The organism is Caballeronia sp. LZ062, assembly GCF_031450785.1.
In the GTDB taxonomy this organism is placed as follows: domain Bacteria; phylum Pseudomonadota; class Gammaproteobacteria; order Burkholderiales; family Burkholderiaceae; genus Caballeronia.
In genome coordinates, this window is the sequence record NZ_JARTWB010000001.1 from 1009250 (window position 1) to 1026550 (window position 17301).

Genomic DNA, 17301 nt, shown 5'->3' on the forward strand with positions numbered 1-17301 from the left:
ACTGACGCTTTCCCTTTTCGAAGAGAGTTGCTTTGGCTCAGGTTGTCGCGCTGGTCGGCGCAATGTTGTTGGTCGCCCTCAACGGCTTTTTCGTTGCGGCGGAATTCGGCCTCGTCAAATTGAGGGCGACGCGCGTCAAGGCCATCGCGCGGACCAACGGCTTGCCCGGCCGGCTGCTCGAAAAGGTGCACGGGCAACTCGACGCCTATCTCTCCGCCTGTCAGCTCGGCATCACGCTGGCGTCGCTCGGGCTCGGCTGGATCGGCGAACCTGCATTCGCCGCGCTGCTGCATCCGCTCTTCGCGCTCGTCGGCGTGCACTCGGAGCAGGTGGTCGAGTCCGTCTCGCTGTTCTTCGCGTTCTCCGTCATTTCGTTCCTGCATATCGTCGTCGGCGAACTCGCGCCCAAGTCGTGGGCCATTCGCCGCGCGGAACAGGTGGGTCTGTGGCTCGCCACGCCGCTCTACGGCTTTTACTGGCTAATGTACCCGTTCATCTGGGTGCTGAACACGAGCGCGAATCTGGTGCTGCGGCTTTTCGGCATGTCCGGCGAACACGGTCACGACGCCCAATATTCGACCGATGAACTCAAGCTGATCCTGCGGGGCCGCCGTCATGGCGGCGCGTCGTCATATAACGCCGACGAGTGGAACACCATCGCGCATTCGCTCGATTTCAGCCGCATGACCGTCTCGGATTTGATGCGGCCGGCGCATGAACTCGTCGGCCTGCGCAACGACTTGCCGGCTCGCGAGAACCTCGCGGTGATCTCGCGGCATCGCTTCAGCCGGTATCCGCTATTCGCGGATGCTTCCGGCGAGCGCGTGATCGGCATGGTTCATCTCAAGGACTTGCTGCTGGATCGCGGGCTAGCGAGCCGCACGTTCAGCTTCAGCATCACGAAGGACGCGAGCAAGCTGGAGAAGCTCGCACGGTATGCGCGCCCGGTGCAGTACGTCGCGCCGAATCTGTCCGCGCTCGAACTCTTCCGGCGCTTTCGCAAGGGCGCGCCGCATCTGGCCATCGTCGGCAGGAAGGGGGCGAAGCCGATCGGCTTCATCACGCTCGACAACCTGCTAGGCGCGCTCGTCGGCCAGATTCACGATGAATTCCGCCAGGGCGATGCAGACTGGTCGCGCATGGACGACGGCACGCTGATGGGCAAAGGCTCGTTGCCTGTGGTCTCGCTGGAGCGCGCGCTCGGTATCGACATCGACGAAGGCCGCGCGGAGTCGGTCGGCGGGCTCGTCATCAACGCGCTGGGCGATTTGCCATCGGAAGGGCAGCGCGTGGGCTTCGACCGCTTCGATATCGTCGTGAAGAAGATGAACGGGCCGCGAATCGTGCTCGTTCGCGTGTATCCGCGCGAGGAGGCGCTCGAAGGCGCCGAATAACGGTAGGCCGCGAGCAGCGCTCGCGGCCATGAAACGCTCAACCGCCCGGCACGCCTTCTTCCACCAGCAATGCCACCGGCAGCGCGCCTAGTACGTCGCGCACGAACAACCGCTCGCCGTCGGCTTTGGGCGCGTTGGGACTGAGCCAGTCGAAGAGCGCGCGCGAATGCAGCGCTTCGGGCAGCACAATCGACGTATCGCCCCACACCGAAGGCTCGACCAGCGGCACATCGCGCTTATCGCCGAGCAACGGCGCTGCATGCCGCGTCGCGACGACGATCGCATAGGCGCTGCCCGCATGCCGCGCATACGCGATCACATGCTTCGCGTGTTCGCCTTGCACGGTCAAGGGCACGTAGTCCCCCTGCGCGAACAGCGACTCGCAGTGCTTGCGCAGCGCGAGCGCGCGCCGCACCAAGCCGAGCTTCACGCGGCCATCGCGCCAGTTCTCCAACTGCTCGGACGGCGGGCCTTTCTCGTCGATCTCTTCGAGCCACTTGCGGCGCAGCGCGTAGTTCACCGGGCGGCGGTTGTCCGGGTCGACCAGACTGAAATCCCAAAGCTCGGTGCCCTGATACAAGTCCGGCACGCCCGGCGACGTCAGCCGCAAGAGCGTCTGCTGGAAGCTGTCGATGGCGCCCAGCGGCCCGATCCGCTCGACGAACTTCGATAGCTCCTGCAGAAAGCCGCTGCGGCGCTGCGGCGCGACGATATCGAACAGGAAGTCGCGGCAGGCCTGCTCATAAGCCTCGTCGGGCGCGAACCAACTCGTGCGCAGCTTGCCTTCGCGCAATGCCTTCAGCTGCCATTGGGCGACGCGTTCGGCGAGTTCCTGCACGCCCGCTTCGTCGTCAGGCGAAAGCGTGAGCGGCCAGCAGCCGACGAGCGTCTGATACAGCATCGATTCGGCGGCGGGGCCGGGCGCCCAGTCGTGGCTGTCGCTCGTTTCGTTGTGGCCGCCGTTCGGGCCGCGCCGCAACGGTGCGTTGAGCGTGGACCACGCCTTCTGCGTCGCGGCCCATTCGTCGGGAATTTCGCTCAATGCGGCGATGCGCGCGCGCACGTCCTCGCCGCGTTTGTGATCGTGCGTCGCGGTGCAGAGCATCGCGTGCGGGAAGGTGGCGAGCCGCTCGCGATTAGCCTTGTGGAACTCTTCGAGCGACAGCGAAAATTCGCCCGGATCGGCGCCCACTTCGTTGCGCGAAATGAGCCGGCCATAGCGATAGCACGCCGTATCCTCGACTGCCTTCGCCGCGACTGGCGACGTGAGCTGCGAGAAAAGCGTCTGCGCCGCGCGCCGTTGTGAGCCTGCGGACGCCTGCGGATTCTGATTCGGATTCGGGTTTTGACCCGCCTGGACCTGCGCGTGATTGCGGTCGCGATTCCGTTCGGCTGCGCGATCCCGCTGACGGTCGTTCTTCTCACCGCGTTCGTGGTGCGCGCCGTCGTCGGGCAGCTTGCCGCCCAGCCATTGCGCGACCTGATCGAGTATCTGGTGATCCGCATGCGCAAGCGACGCGCGCGCGGCTTCCAGCGCCTGTGAGAAATACCGCTCGTCCTCGGGGCTGCGCACGCCGCCGACCGGATAGATGCGATACACCGGAAAATGCACGACGAGTTCCGCCACCACGCGGCGAATCGACGTGAACGTGTAATCGCGCGTGGTCTGCGCGTCGCGTGCAATGCGATGCAGCGCACGCGTCACGCGATCCAGTTCCGCCGACAGGTTCTCCGCGAGAATCTTGCGGCGCGCGATCAGCGCTTCGTCCGAGAATTCGCTGCTCTTGCCCGTAAGTTCGGCCCACAGCCTGGCAAGCGGCTCCGCGCCCGCCGGATCGTGCAGCAGCGCGCCGACATCGTTCATGAAGTCGTAGCCGGTCGTGCCGTCCACTTGCCAGTCGCGGCGCAAGGGCTCGCCGCGCGCCAGAATCTTCTCGACGACAAAATACGTGTGGCCATTGCCGTTGCGCAACGCTTCCGGCCGCTCCGCCGACAGTTCTTCGAGCCGCGCGCGCAGGCGCTGGCAATATTCGCGCGGTTCCGCGAGACCATCGACGTGATCGATCCGCACGCCGTCGATCAGCCCTTCCGTGAAGAGCCGGAAAATCAGCGCGTGCGATGCCTCGAAGACTTCGGGCCGCTCGACGCGCACGCCGCCGAGCGTGCTCACGTCGAAGAAGCGCCGCCAGTTCACTTCGTCCGCCGCCGTGCGCCACCACGCGAGCCGGTAATGCTGCCGCTCCAGCAGCCGGTGCAGACGCTCGCGGCCCGCCGGCGTGTCCGGCGAATGCGCGGCGAGCACCGCTTCGATTGCGGCCCGGCCGCCTTCCGTGCCCGCGATGGTCACGAGCGCGGTGCGCGCTTCGGCGGCGCGCGGCTGATCGGCCGGCTGCGTCGTCAGACCGGCGAAACGTTGTGCAAGCTCGGGCGCTTCCTGAAGCACGGCGGGGTAATCCACCGGACACACCGGAAACACGTGCGAGTAATACTCGATGACGAACCGCCCTTCCTCCGGCCGATACGCGAGCTTGATTTTGCCGCCTTGCAGTTCGTCTCCGTAAGCCGCGCCGAGAAAAGGCGCGAGCACCTTGCCTCGCAGCGCGGGATCGGGCGAGTGCCAGTCGACATCGAAGAAGCGCGCATGGGCCGCGTGACGTCCCCATTCGAGGATGTCCTGCCACCACGCGTTCTCCGATCCGCCGACGCCCATGTGGTTCGGCACCACGTCGACGATCAGCCCCATCTCGTGCGCGCGCAGCTTCTCGACGAAGCGGCGCAGGCCTTCCTCGCCGCCGAGTTCGGGATTGACCTTTGTGTAGTCGACGGTGTCGTAGCCGTGCGTGGAACCGGAGGTCGCGGTCGTGATCGGCGATGCATACGCGTGGCTCACGCCGAGCGACGCGAAGTAGTCCACTTGCGCGGCGGCGTCGTCGAAAGTGAAGCCCTTGTGAAGCTGGAGCCTTAGCGTGGAGCGCGGTACGGTCATGGTGTTTCGGATGTGGGGGTGTCTGAGTTGTCAGGGCGCACGGCGCGCTTGCGGGCTGATTCGACGGCGAGCAGGCGGTCGCGGAACCCATCGTCGTTCATCATCTCGTCCACCGGCAGCGCGAGACGCCGCCGCCAGTTCGGATGTTCGTCGATGGAGCCGGGCAGATTCGGCTGCTCCACGAGTCCGAGCAAATCTTCGAGCGGATACGTGACGAGCGGCGCAGGCGTCATGCCGACGAAGGCCAACGCTTCGTCCACGGGCGCGTTGTCGATCGGCGGCGGCGGCACGTCCTTCGGCGCGATGCCGGCTTCCTGAAACGCCTGCCACAGATGCCCGCGATCCACGCCGCGTTCTTCCATCGCCGCCTCGACCGGGTCGCGGCCATCGGCGCGCGCCATCGTCTGGCCGATCTTCGAGCGCCATTCGATGTCTTCGCCGTGCCACCATCCGTTGACGGTCGGCAGGTCGTGCGTCGTCGTCGTTGCAGTCACGCCGTTGCTCCACTCGCCCGGCGGCTTGAATCCTTCGCCATCCTGAGCACGTTCGAACCAGAGTACACGGATGCCTAGCAAACCCTGCTCCTGCAAACGCTCGCTGAAGCCCGGCGGCACGGTGCCCAGATCTTCGCCGACCACGATCGCGCGATGCCGCCACGATTCCAGCGCGATCAGCCGCAGCAGATCTTCGAAGGGATAGCGCAGATACGCGCCGTCTTTCGCACTCTCGCCTTCGGGCACGAGCCATAGCCGGCGCAGCCCGAGAATATGATCGATGCGAATGCCGCCCGCGTGCGCGAACGCGGCGCGCAGCATGTCGATGAACGCGGCGAAGCCCTGCATCCGCATGGCGCGCGGCGAGAACGTCGTGAGGCCCCACGATTGCCCGGCCTGATTGAAGAGGTCGGGCGGCGCGCCGACGGATACGCCCGTCAGCATGTCGTCGCGATACGACCACGCGTGACTGCCCGCGCTGTCGCAACCGACCGCGAGATCCGCCACGAGACCGACCGCCATGCCCGCATCGCGCGCGGCGTGCTGGGCGTGCGCGAGTCCCTTGGCCGCCAGCCACTGTGTGAAGAGATAGAAGTCCACTTCGCGCCGATTCGCCTCGGCGAACGCGGCCACCGCTTCGCTGCGCGGATCGCGCAGTTCCTCGGGCCAATTGCGCCAGTGGCCTTCGCCGTTCTGCGCGATCTGTTCGGCTTGCAGCGCCTCGAAGCGTGCGTGGTCTTCGAGCGCGCGCCCGCCTTTCTCGACGAACGATGCGAAGTCCTTTGCGAAGGGCGAATCGTCGTCTCGGGTGAAGCCGTCGAAGAGGGCGCGCAACACGGCCACGCGCGCTTGCATCAAACGCGGCCAGTCGATCAGCGGCAGTCCTTCAAGCGCAGCGAGTTCATCGGCGACGCCGGCTTTCTCGATCGCGGCGCGCGCAGCCGGCGCGCCGAGCACGGCGGCGGGATCGATATGCGCGATGTTGACGAAGAGCCGCGACGACGGCGAGTACGGACTGCACTTGTTCGGCTCGGCGGTGAACATGGCGTGCATCGGGCTGATGGCGAGCGCGTGGCTGCCTTGCTTCGCCGCCTGTGTCGCAAGCGACGCGAGCGCGGTGAAGTCGCCCACGCCGCCGTCGCCGTTGCGGCGCAATCCATATACTTGCGCGGCGATGCCCCAGAGCGGCGGGGCGTTCACATTGTCCGCGTCGTCCTGCAACGCGCGCCATGCGTCATCGACCGTGTAGCAGCGCGCCGGTGCGACGGCGAGCGTCGTGCGGTGGTCGTTGATCACGAGCGTGTGATAGCCCGGCTCTGCAATCGGCGCGAGCAGCGCGGTCTCGCCTTTGGGCGACGTGAAGCGTCCGTCGATGACCTCGCCGTTCTCCAGCTCGACGCGATAACGCGCGCCCGATTTGGCCGCCGCCGCCGGCAGCGCGATGCCGCGATCCACTTCCGCGGTGATCAGCGGCGGCAGCTTGCGGCCGCTCATTTCGGCTTCGATGGCGGTCATGCTCTGCTTGATCTGCGTGGCGTTCCCGCACGGCAGGCCGAGCTTCTCGAGCAGGATGCGCAGCGTGTTTTCCGGCACGCGCTGCGTCTTCTTGTGCGCGTCCTGCCACTCGACTTCGAAACCCGCGCGCTCGGCGAGGGTTTCGATCGGCGAGCGTGGGCGCTTACTTTTGCCTTGATTCGCAGCGGTCACGAGCGTTGTCCTTCAGTCGGTTCGAAGCGGCGCGCGTCGTGCGCGGTCGCGTATTCGTTCACTTCGCCGGTGAGCCACGCGACGAACGTGCGGCCGCTCAGTTCGCCTTCTGCCGTGCGATCCTGCGCGCGCGGCGGCGTCTCGAAGATCACCTTGCCTTGCGGCGCATCCGAGAGTTGGACGGGCGCATCGGCCAGATTCAGCGCGATGGTGAGCGTCTCGCCGTCGCCCAGCTTCCAGCGCGCAACGAGCGCCTTCTCGCCCAGCACGTTCGCCCCGAGCGCCTTCGCGCCCTTCAGACGCGGCGTGACGAGCTTCGCGCGCACCGTCAGCCCCGAGCGATAGAAATGCAGCCATTCGAGGCGATCGAGTTCGTCTTCCTTGTTCGCGATGTTCGGCGACGACATTTCGAAGGTGCGCTTGTCGTTCGGATCGGGAATCTGCGCGCGGCGCTTTTCATCCGTGAACGCGGAGAACTTCGCGAATTCCTTGCGACGCCCTTCGCGCACGGCGTCGGCCAGCTCATCGTGATAGTCGGTGAAGAACAGGAACGGCTGCTTCGAGCCGTATTGCTCTTCCATGAAAAGCATCGGGATTTGCGGCGAAAGCAGCAAGAGGCCCGTGGCCGCATAGAGCGATTCGTCGTCGGTCAGCGCGCGCAGCCGATCGCCCATTGCGCGATTGCCGACCTGATCGTGATTCTGCAGGAACATGACGAAGGCCGTGGGCGGCAAGTGGCCGCTCGGCTCGCCGCGCGGCGCGCCATCGTGGATCGGCGACGGATCGCCCTGATACACGAAGCCTTCGGACAGCACACGCGCGAGCTTCTGGATGGGCTCTTCCGCATACGCGCCGTAGTAGCTTTCGTTCTCGCCCGTGAGCAGAACGTGCAGCGTGTTGTGCGCGTCGTCGCTCCACTGCGCGTTGAAGTGATTCTCCAGCAGGCTCGCCGTGTTGTGCTCATTCTCCAGCACGAGATGCACGTGACGTCCCGCTTCAACGGAACTGCGCACGCGGTCCGCGAGTTCGCGCAGCCATTCGTCGTCGTTGATGGCGTGCACCGCATCGAGGCGCAGGCCGTCGAAACGGTACTCGTTGAGCCAGTACAGTGCGTTGTCGAAAAAGAAGTCGCGCACTTGCGGACGTTCGAAGTCGATTGCCGGACCCCACGGCGTGTTCACGCCTTCGCGGAAGAACGTCTTCGCGTAGGCGTGCAGATAATTGCCGTCCGGGCCGAAATGGTTATAGACGACATCGAGAAAGACCATGAGACCCAAGCCGTGCGCGGTGTCGATCAACTGCTTCAACTCTTCGGGGCGGCCATACGCCGAGTCCGGCGCATACGGCAGCACGCCGTCATAGCCCCAGTTGCGCGTGCCGGAGAAGTCGTTGAGCGGCATCAGTTCGATGGCCGTGATGCCGAGCTGCGCGAGTTCCGGCAAGCGCGCCGTGACGCCCGCATAGCCGCCCATCGCGCCGACGTGCAGTTCGTACAGCACGGTCTCTTCCCACGGCCGGCCGTGCCAGTTGGTGTTCGTCCAGCGATAAGCGCGCGGATCGACGACTTCGCTCGGACCGTGCACGTCCTGCGGCTGAAAACGCGATGCCGGATCGGGTACGGCGAGGTCGGCATCGAGTCGATAGCGATACAGCGTGCCAGCGCCGCCATCGGCTTCGGCTTCGAACCATCCGTCGCCGGCTGCCTGCATGTCGACGAGGTCGGGCGTCGTGCTGCCGGGGCGTTCAATCTCCACTTGAACGTGGTCGCGAGAGGGCGCCCAGAAGCGGAAGCGCGTGCGAGGGTTGTCGCCCGCGGCGCCGGTGAGGTGCGCGCCGAAAGGAAGGCAATGCGCGTGTTGCTGCTGATGAGGATCGATCGGACGTTCGGACATGATTGAGTGCCAGGGTTGCGTGTCGCATTGCCTAAGGTGAAGCGTGCCGCGCGAGCCTCGACGCCGTGAATCCCGATCCCAGCGCTACTCCGTCGAATCGATCTCGGGCGGCCGGTACGATGGCAACGTGCCGGGGTCCGGCGGCAGCGCAGTCAGGAGACGCGGGCCCTGATGCGCGCCCGCCATCCATACGGCCTGCCAGTCGGCTTCGCCGGACGGCTGCGCGAGCAACACGACGATGCTGTGCGCTTCCAGTTGCAATTCGCTGCCGACGAGCGGCCGTTCGACGGCGTCAGGCTCCGCGCTGTCTAGCAGCACGTTCCATTCCAAGTGCGGCGCGGGCGGCGCGAACGCGAGCTTGCTCGCCGAGCCGTTGATCATGATGAGGATGACGTCGATTTCGCTGTCGATGCCCGGCCCTGCGCGACGCAATGTGAGCGCGCGGCCTTCGGGGTCTTGCCACGCTTCGATGGCGAGCGCGTTGCCGCGTTCGTCGAACCAGCTCACGTCGTAAAGGCCCGGCAGCACTTCGCGGTCGCCGTAGAGAAAGCGCGTTTCGCGGAGCACCGGGTACTTTTTTCGCAGTGCGATCACGCGCGCGACGAACTCCGTCATTTCCACGCCGCGCGGGCTCTTTGCGGCGTCCCAGTCCATCCACGACAACTCGTTGTCCTGGCAATATGCGTTGTTATTGCCGCGCTGCGTGCGAAGGAATTCGTCGCCGCCGAGAATCATCGGCGTGCCGAGCGAGAGCAACGTTGTGGCGATCATCGAGCGCGCGAGACGCGCGCGGATGTCGAGGATCGCCGGATCGTCGGTCGGACCTTCGACGCCCCAGTTCGCGCTGCAATTCTCGTTGTGGCCGTCGTTGTTGCCTTCCTGATTCGCTTCGTTGTGCTTGTGCGTATAGGCGGTGACGTCCGCGAGCGTGAAGCCGTCATGCGACGCGACAAAATTCACCGATGCCCACGGCTTGCGAAAGCGCCGGTTGAAAAGCTCCGCCGAACCGGTGAGACGCGCAGCGAGGTCGGGCCGCATGCCAGCGTCGCCGCGCCAGAAGCGGCGCACGCCGTCGCGGAACTTGTCGTTCCATTCCGCGAACCCCGGCGGATGATTACCCACCTGATAGCCGTCCGGCCCGATATCCCATGGCTCGGAAATGAGCTTGCGCGTGGAGAGAATCGGGTCCTGCCGAATGGCGTCGAAGAAGCCGGAACCCGGATCGAAGCCGTGGCCTTCGCGCCCGAGCGTGACGCCGAGATCGAAGCGGAAGCCGTCGATGTTGAACGCCGTGCACCAGTAGCGCAGCGAATCCATCACCATTTGCAGCACGCGCGGATGCGAGAGGTTCACGGTGTTGCCGCAACCCGTCTCGTTGATGTAGTGCCGCTCGTCGCCCGGAATCAGACGATAGTAGCTGGCGTTGTCGAGGCCGCGCCACGATAGCGTCGGGCCGAGTTCGCTGCCTTCGCACGTGTGGTTGTAGACGACATCGAGTATCACTTCGATGCCTGCCGCGTGCAGTTGCCGCACCGCGATGCGCATTTCATTGAGCCGATGCGTCGACAGATACGTGGGCTCGGGCGCGAAGAACGCGGCAGTGTTATAGCCCCAGTAATTGCGCAGGCCGCGCTCGACGAGAAAGCGGTCGTTCAGGAACGCATGCACCGGCAGAAACTCGACGGCGGTGATGCCGAGCTTCTGCAAGTGCTCGATGAACCACGGCGAGGAGAGCGCCGCGAAGGTGCCGCGTTCGTGCTGACGAATGTCGCTGCGCATCATCGATGCGCCGCGCACGTGCGTTTCGTAGATGATGGTTTCGCCCCAGGGCGTATCGGGACGCACGTCGCGGGACCAGTCGAAGGCGTCGTCGGTGACGATGCACTTGGGCATGGCGGGCGCGGAATCGCGGCGGTCCATGGACATATCGAGCCGGTTCGAATGCACGCGATAACCGAAGAGCGCATCGGACCATCGCCACGGGCCGACGAGTTTCTTCGCGTACGGATCGAGGAGCAGCTTGTGCGGATTGAAACGATGCCCTTGCTGCGGCTGATACGGCCCGTGCGCGCGAAAGCCGTACACGGTGCCGGGATGCGCGCCGGGCAGATAGCCGTGCCATATTTCGTCGGTGCATTCGGGCAGGTCGAAGCGCATCAGCTCCTTGCGGCCGGTGCTGTCGAAGAGACACACCTCGATGCGGTGGGCATTCGACGAGAACACGGCGAAGTTGACGCCTAAACCGTCCCAGTTGGCTCCGAGCGGGTACGGAGCGCCCGGGAGCAACTTCTCGGGGAGTGCGTTCGGCATTTTTCGTTTTGAGCTTCGCTCGGAGTTGGGGTTGTTTCCGTGTTTCGGTGTTTCGGGGAACTTGATTTCGTGTCGGTCTATTGGCGTTGCCCCTCCCCGGGGCGGGGGTCACTTTCTTGGCTGTCGACCAGAGTAGGCGCTTTAGCGCCGTACTCTGGTCCCATGCAAAGAAAGTAACCAAAGAAAGCAGCTTTTCTTAGCCCGCAGCAGTAACAGTGTGGTCACTCCGCAGCAAGTCATTGGCACTCAGTTTGAATTAGCCCTGAATCACCTTCCACGCCCGCTGTGCGCCACGTCCTCCGAGCCCCTTGGCTCGTCAAAACCTTCGGGAACATCGCTCGTATGATGCTTGCCATTAGCGCGGTTGAAGTTGAACCTTCCACGCCTGCTGACCACCACGTCCTCCAAGCCCTCTGGCTGGTCAAGACCGTCGGGAACATCGGTCATGTCGCTCTTCTGGCGTTGCCCAAGCCAATCGAAGCGCGCAGGTAGTTCGAGATCGTTGGACACAGGCACTTCCTTCTTCCATGCGACACGCGCAAACGCACGTTGGTGTTAACGAGCCAAGGGGCTCGGAGGACGTGGCGCTCAGCGGGCGCGGAGGTGATTCAAGGCTGTATCCAACTGAGTACCACGGTCTCTCTGCGAAGTGACTACCTTCTCGGTGCTGCGGGCCCAGAAAAGCTGCTTTCTTTGGTTACTTTCTTTGCATGGGACCAGAGTACGGCGCTAAAGCGCCTACTCTGGTCGACAGCCAAGAAAGTGACCCCCGCCCCGGGGAGGGGCAACGCTAATAGACCGACGACAAAGCAAGTTACCCAAAAGAGCGCCGCAGGCAAAAGCAAAAAATCTAATCAGCCCGCAAAACAATAGCCGCCAAAGGAGGCAAAGTCAGTGCAGCAGACTGCTGCTTCCCATGACTCGCATGGTCATCAGCATGAATAACGCCTCCATTCCCCATATTGGACCCGCCATAAATGGCGGCATCCGAATTGAGGATCTCACTCCAGCGCCCGCCGCGCGGCAACCCCACGCGATATCCATGCCGCGGCACCGGCGTCATATTGCATATGACCACGAGTTCGCGCCCCTCGGCGTCCGTGCGTCGAAACGCAAAGACGCTATTGCCATTGTCGTCGCCGACGATCCACTCGAACCCGCGCGGATCGCTATCCAGCTTGTGCAGCGCAGGCTCATGCGAATAGAGCAAGTTCAGATCGCGCACGAGCTTTTGCAGCCCGCCGTGCATCGCGTCATCGAGCAGATGCCAGTGCGGCGATTGGTCATGATCGAACTCCGCGACCTGACCGAACTCGCCGCCCATGAAGAGCAGCTTCTTGCCCGGATGCGTCCACATGAAGCTCAAATACGCACGCAGATTCGCAAACTTCTGCCAGCGGTCGCCCGGCATCTTGCCGATGAGCGATCCCTTGCCATGCACCACTTCATCGTGCGATAGCGGCAGCACGAATCGCTCCGAATACGCGTACACCATGCCGAACGTGAACAGGTGATGGTGATACTGCCGATACACCGGGTTTTCCTGCATGTAGTGCAGCGTGTCGTGCATCCAGCCCATGTTCCACTTGAAGTCGAAACCGAGTCCGCCGCTGTCGACACTCGCCGTCACGCCCGGCCATGCGGTCGATTCTTCGGCAATCGTGATCGCGCCGGGAATGTGCCGCACTTCCTGATTCAGCCGCTTGAGGAACGCAATCGATTCGAGGTTCTCGCGGCCGCCATAGATGTTCGGCACCCATTCGCCCGCCTTGCGCGAATAGTCGCGATACAGCATCGACGCCACCGCATCGACGCGCAGGCCATCCACGTGATAACGCTTCAGCCACGCAAGCCCGGATGCGATCAGGAACGCGCTCACCTCGTTGCGGCCGAGGTTGTAGATCATCGTGTTCCAGTCCTGGTGATAGCCCTCGCGCGGATCGGCGTGCTCGTAGAGCGGCGTGCCGTCGAACTGGATGAGACCGTGCGCATCGTTCGGGAAGTGCGCCGGCACCCAGTCGATGATCACGCCGAGTCCCGCCTCATGCGCGCGATTCACGAACTCCGCGAACTGCTCCGGCGTGCCGAAGCGTGCGGACGGCGCGAACTGACCGAGCGGCTGATAACCCCACGATCCGCCGAACGGATGCTCCGCGACCGGCATGAACTCGATATGCGTGAAGCCCATGCCCTTCGCATACGGAATGAGGCGCTCGGCCAGTTCATGCCAGTTCATGCCGCGATTGCCTTCTTCCGGCACGCGCAGCCAAGATTCCGCATGAGCTTCGTAAATGGCGATCGGCGCCTGCGGCGTCTGCTTGCCGGCGCGCGCGTCCATCCATTCGGAGTCGGTCCATGCGTAATGGTCGATGGCGTCCGCATCCGCCACCACCGATGCCGTGGAAGGCGGCTTTTCGCTTTGCATCGCGCACGGATCGGCCTTTAGCGGCAGCGTGTAGCCTTCGCGTGCGACGATCTCGTACTTGTAGCGGGTGCCCGCGCCGATGCCCGGAATGAACAGTTCCCACACGCCCGCGCTATGACGCAGACGCATCGGATGACGGCGTCCGTCCCATGTATTGAAGTCGCCGACCACCGACACGCGCCGCGCATTCGGCGCCCATACCGCGAAGCGCACGCCCGCCACGCCGCCATGCGTGATCGGCCGTGAGCCGAGACATTCGAGCACCGCATACGGATCGGCTTGCGAGAGGCGGTGCAGCCAGTCATCGGAGAGAACGGGGCCGAACGAATACGGATCGTGCGTGTCCTGCGGCGTGCCGTGCCAGTCGATCAGAAGCCGGTATGCCGTCGGCCTCTCGACGAATCCCGCGAAAAGACCGGCATCGTGAATGCGCGTGAGCGTGCCGAGCGGCTCGCCGCTTCCTGCATCGACCACGCTCACGCCCGCCGCGTTCGGCAGAAACACGCGCACGACGTAGCCGTGCTCGGTCTGATGCAGGCCGAGCATCGAGAACGGATCGGGATGCCGCGCCTCGACGAGCGCATCGATGTCGAGCGGATTCAGGCCGTGTGCCGGATTCCTCGTATCCGCTCCCGGATCGCTACGGTTATTCATGGTGAGTTCCATCCGGATTGTCCTTGGTTGCATCGAACACGGGGCGCGTGCCGGGCGCGGGCGGCTCGCCCGTGTCGCCGAGCAGGCGGCTCGCGAGCGACGCGAGGCCCCGCAGCGGAAGACCGATCCACGTCGGCCGGTTCGCCGCTTCGTAGCGGATTTCGTAGGCGGCTTTTTCGATCAGGAACAAATCGAGCAGCGCAGGCAGCACGCTTTCGCCCGCAATCGGCTCGGGCGATGATGCAATCGCTTCGCGGTACTGCCGCATGAAGCTCTGCTCCGCGACGGCGCGCATACGCTCGAACAGCGCGCGCTTGCGGTCGGCCGTTTGCGCGGGCGCGGCTTCGGTAGTCGGTTGCGCGGCGGCGCTCGCATACGAAAGCGAACGCAGCAGGCCGGCGACGTCGCGCAGCGGACTCGTCTTTCTGCGGCGCTCGTCGAGCGTGCGCGCGGGTTCGCCTTCGAAGTCGATCAGATACGCATCGCCCTGTGCCATCAAGACCTGTCCGAGATGGAAGTCGCCGTGAATGCGGATGCACAGCGCATCGGCGTCCGACGTCACGAGCTGCTTCACCGCTTCGACAAGCTGGTCGCGGCGGTCCAGCAGGCTTTGCGCGAGAAAGCGGTCGTGCTCATTGAAGCTGCCGATTTTCTGCGCAAGGATGTCGAGCGCGCTCGTCAGCAGTTGCAGCGTGCCCTCGATCCAGCCTTGCACGTCTTCGGCGGTCGCGCGGTGCGGCGCGAACGCTTCGTCGTCCGTCGGCGTGGCGAGCGCGACGTGCAACTCGCCGAGCCGCTTGCCGATGATGCCGATGATATTGGCGTAGCCTTCGAAGCCGTTGAGCTGCGCGTTCTGATCGGGCTTGCCTTCCTCGGTATCCACGGTAACCGCGAGCTCATCGACTACGCGGCGCAGATAGTCGAGCGCGTAGTTCCACGCATCGCCCTGATTGTCGACGAAGCCTTGCAGAATGACGAGCGTATGCGGCACGCCTTGCGGGTCGACGCGCACGACTTCGCCATACAGCGGCCCGGTATTCGCGTAGCCGAGCTTCGTGAGATAGCGGCTCATCTCCGCTTCCGGATGAATGCCGCCAACCACGCGCCGCACGAGCTTCAGCACGATCTTGTCGCCGATCACGAGCGAGCTGTTGCTCTGTTCGGCCGCGAGCCAGCGGATCTCGGGCGGCGACGCCGGATTCATGTCGAGCGTAGCGAAGCGTTCAGTTGGCAAGAAGCGGATCTCGCTCTTTTGCACGGTCGGCACCACGGCGCGTTGCGCGAGCTTCTGCAAGATGCCATAGGTGAATTGCGGCACCGCGAACGCATCCGTGATATGCCCGATCGTGCGGCCGCGCCGCACTCGCGCGAGCGCGAGCTGCATGTAGAGCGGCGACGTCGTTTCAGTGCCCCACGCGATGGAAAGCGGCAGCACGTAGCGTTCGGTGTGATCGCCGACGTCCGCTTCGATTTCCGTGAACGCGAAGCCGGCGCCTTCTATCGTGGTGAGGGCGGCGAGGCGCACCGCATGCAGCGTCTGATCCTTCGATGCGAACCAGCGCCGCTTGCTGAGATAGCTCGGCAGCACTTCCGATTCGAGCAGACGCACGTTTTCGGGCGTCGGTCCCGTTTGACCTGCGCGAATCACCATGGTGACGAACTCCGGTAACTGCTCCGACGGTGCCTGCGACCACGCAGGGCGCATGTTGCCGGGGCAAAGCTGGAACCACAAGAAGCCGTAAGGCGGGAAGGTCAGCAAATAGGTCAACTGACCGATGGCGGGGAAAGGCTGGTCCGCCGTCATTTCGAGCGGCACCGAGCCCGCGAATTCCGACAGATCCAGTTCCACCGCTTGTGGCGCACGCGAAAGATTCGCGACGCAGAGAATAGGCGGCTCGCCCTTCAGTTCGCGCAGATACGCGAGAATCTTGCGATTGCTCGGCTTCAGAAAGCGGATTGTGCCGCGTCCGAACGCATGCTTCGAGCGGCGCACCGCGAGCATCTTGCGCGTCCAGTTCAAGAGCGAATGCGGATCGCGGCTTTGCGCTTCGACGTTGATCGCGTCGTAGCCGTAGAGCGAGCCCATCACGGGCGGCAGCACGAGCTGTTCCGGATCGGCGCGCGAGAAGCCGCCGTTGCGATCGGACGACCATTGCATCGGCGTGCGCACGCCGTCGCGGTCGCCCAGGTGGATGTTGTCGCCCATCCCGAGTTCGTCGCCGTAATAGATGACGGGCGTGCCCGGCATCGAAAAAAGCAGCGAATTGATGAGTTCGATGCGGCGGCGGTCACGCTCCATCAGCGGCGCGAGACGCCGGCGAATGCCTAAATTCAGGCGCGCGCGGCGGTCGCTCGCGTAGGTGTTCCACAAATAATCGCGCTCCGAGTCCGTGACCATTTCGAGCGTCAGTTCGTCGTGGTTGCGCAGGAAGATCGCCCACTGATTCGTTTCGGCGAGGTCCGGCGTCTGCCGCATGATGTCGGTGATCGGGAAGCGGTCTTCGCTTGCAATCGACATGTAGATGCGCGGCATCAGCGGGAAGTGGAACGCCATGTGGCATTCGTCTTCGTCGCCGAAGTACTCCTTCACGTCTTCCGGCCACTGGTTCGCTTCGGCGAGCAGCATGCGGTTCGGATACTCCGCGTCGATGGTCGCGCGAATCTGCTTGAGAATAGCGTGCGTCTCGGGCAGGTTCTCGTTGTTCGTGCCTTCGCGCTCGACGAGGTAAGGCACCGCATCCAGCCGCAGACCGTCGATGCCCATGTCGAGCCAGAAGCGCATGATCTGCAGCACTTCCTTCATCACGGCCGGGTTGTCGAAGTTGAGGTCCGGCTGGTGCGAATAGAAGCGGTGCCAGTAGTACTGTCCCGCGACGGGATCATGCGTCCAGTTCGAAGGCTCGCTGTCGATGAAGATGATGCGCGTCTCTTCGTACTTCTTGTCGGTATCGGACCACACGTAGAAGTTGCGGTGATTCGATCCCGGCTTCGCGCGGCGCGCGCGCTGAAACCACGGATGCTGGTCCGACGTGTGATTGATGACCAGTTCGGTGATGACGCGAATGCCGCGCGCGTGCGCTTCCTGAATGAAGCGTTTGACATCGGCGATGGTGCCGTAATCCGGATGCACGTTGCGGTAATCGGCGATGTCGTATCCGTCGTCACGGCGCGGCGAGGGATAGAACGGCAGCAGCCAGATGGCGTCGACGCCCAGCTCTGCAATGTAGTCCAGCTTCGCGAGCAAGCCCGGGAAGTCGCCGATGCCGTCGTTGTTCGCATCGAAGAACGACTTGATGTGCACCTGATAGATGATCGCGTCCTTGTACCACAGCGGATCGTCGCTGACTGTCGACGACTTCTTGCTGCGCTTCACCCTTGTATCCACGGTTTGCTCCAGTGCTCTTGTAGGCGAGCTTCTGCCCTGTTATCGGTTTGCTAT

The 17301-nt window shown here is 64.1% G+C and carries 8 protein-coding genes; 1 reads left to right on the plus strand and 7 read right to left on the minus strand.

What is annotated here, in order from left to right; translation table 11 throughout:
• The first annotated feature begins 32 nt into the window (after positions 1-32).
• Positions 33-1394 carry a hemolysin family protein gene (locus P9239_RS04685; protein ID WP_309749312.1) on the plus strand — a complete coding sequence of 454 codons (1362 nt, stop codon included), beginning with the start codon at positions 33-35 and terminating at the stop codon, positions 1392-1394.
• A gap of 37 nt (positions 1395-1431) precedes the next feature.
• On the opposite strand, the gene treY is transcribed toward P9239_RS04685, so the two are convergent.
• From treY to treS, 7 genes are all read right to left on the minus strand, one after another.
• The gene (gene treY, locus P9239_RS04690; protein WP_309749313.1) at positions 1432-4380 is read right to left on the minus strand and encodes a malto-oligosyltrehalose synthase; all 2949 of its coding nucleotides are present in this window, start codon (positions 4378-4380) and stop codon (positions 1432-1434) included.
• Positions 4377-6581 carry a 4-alpha-glucanotransferase gene (gene malQ / locus P9239_RS04695; RefSeq protein WP_309749314.1) on the minus strand — a complete coding sequence of 735 codons (2205 nt, stop codon included), beginning with the start codon at positions 6579-6581 and terminating at the stop codon, positions 4377-4379. Before malQ ends, treY begins: the two co-directional genes overlap by 4 nt.
• Positions 6578-8473 carry a malto-oligosyltrehalose trehalohydrolase gene (gene treZ / locus P9239_RS04700; RefSeq protein WP_309749315.1) on the minus strand — a complete coding sequence of 632 codons (1896 nt, stop codon included), beginning with the start codon at positions 8471-8473 and terminating at the stop codon, positions 6578-6580. The genes malQ and treZ overlap by 4 nt, the downstream gene beginning before the upstream one ends.
• 84 nt (positions 8474-8557) lie before the next feature.
• The gene (glgX, locus tag P9239_RS04705; protein WP_309749316.1) at positions 8558-10783 is read right to left on the minus strand and encodes a glycogen debranching protein GlgX; all 2226 of its coding nucleotides are present in this window, start codon (positions 10781-10783) and stop codon (positions 8558-8560) included.
• Positions 10784-11050: 267 nt separating this feature from the next.
• The gene (locus P9239_RS04710) at positions 11051-11293 is read right to left on the minus strand and encodes a hypothetical protein (protein WP_309749317.1); all 243 of its coding nucleotides are present in this window, start codon (positions 11291-11293) and stop codon (positions 11051-11053) included.
• Between the two features lie 340 nt (positions 11294-11633).
• A complete protein-coding gene (glgB, locus tag P9239_RS04715) occupies positions 11634-13862 on the minus strand; it encodes a 1,4-alpha-glucan branching protein GlgB (protein ID WP_309749318.1) in 2229 nt (742 codons plus the stop codon).
• Positions 13855-17235, minus strand: coding sequence for a maltose alpha-D-glucosyltransferase (gene treS / locus P9239_RS04720; protein ID WP_404980172.1), 3381 nt, complete (start codon positions 17233-17235; stop codon positions 13855-13857). Before treS ends, glgB begins: the two co-directional genes overlap by 8 nt.
• Between the last annotated feature and the right edge of the window lie 66 nt (positions 17236-17301).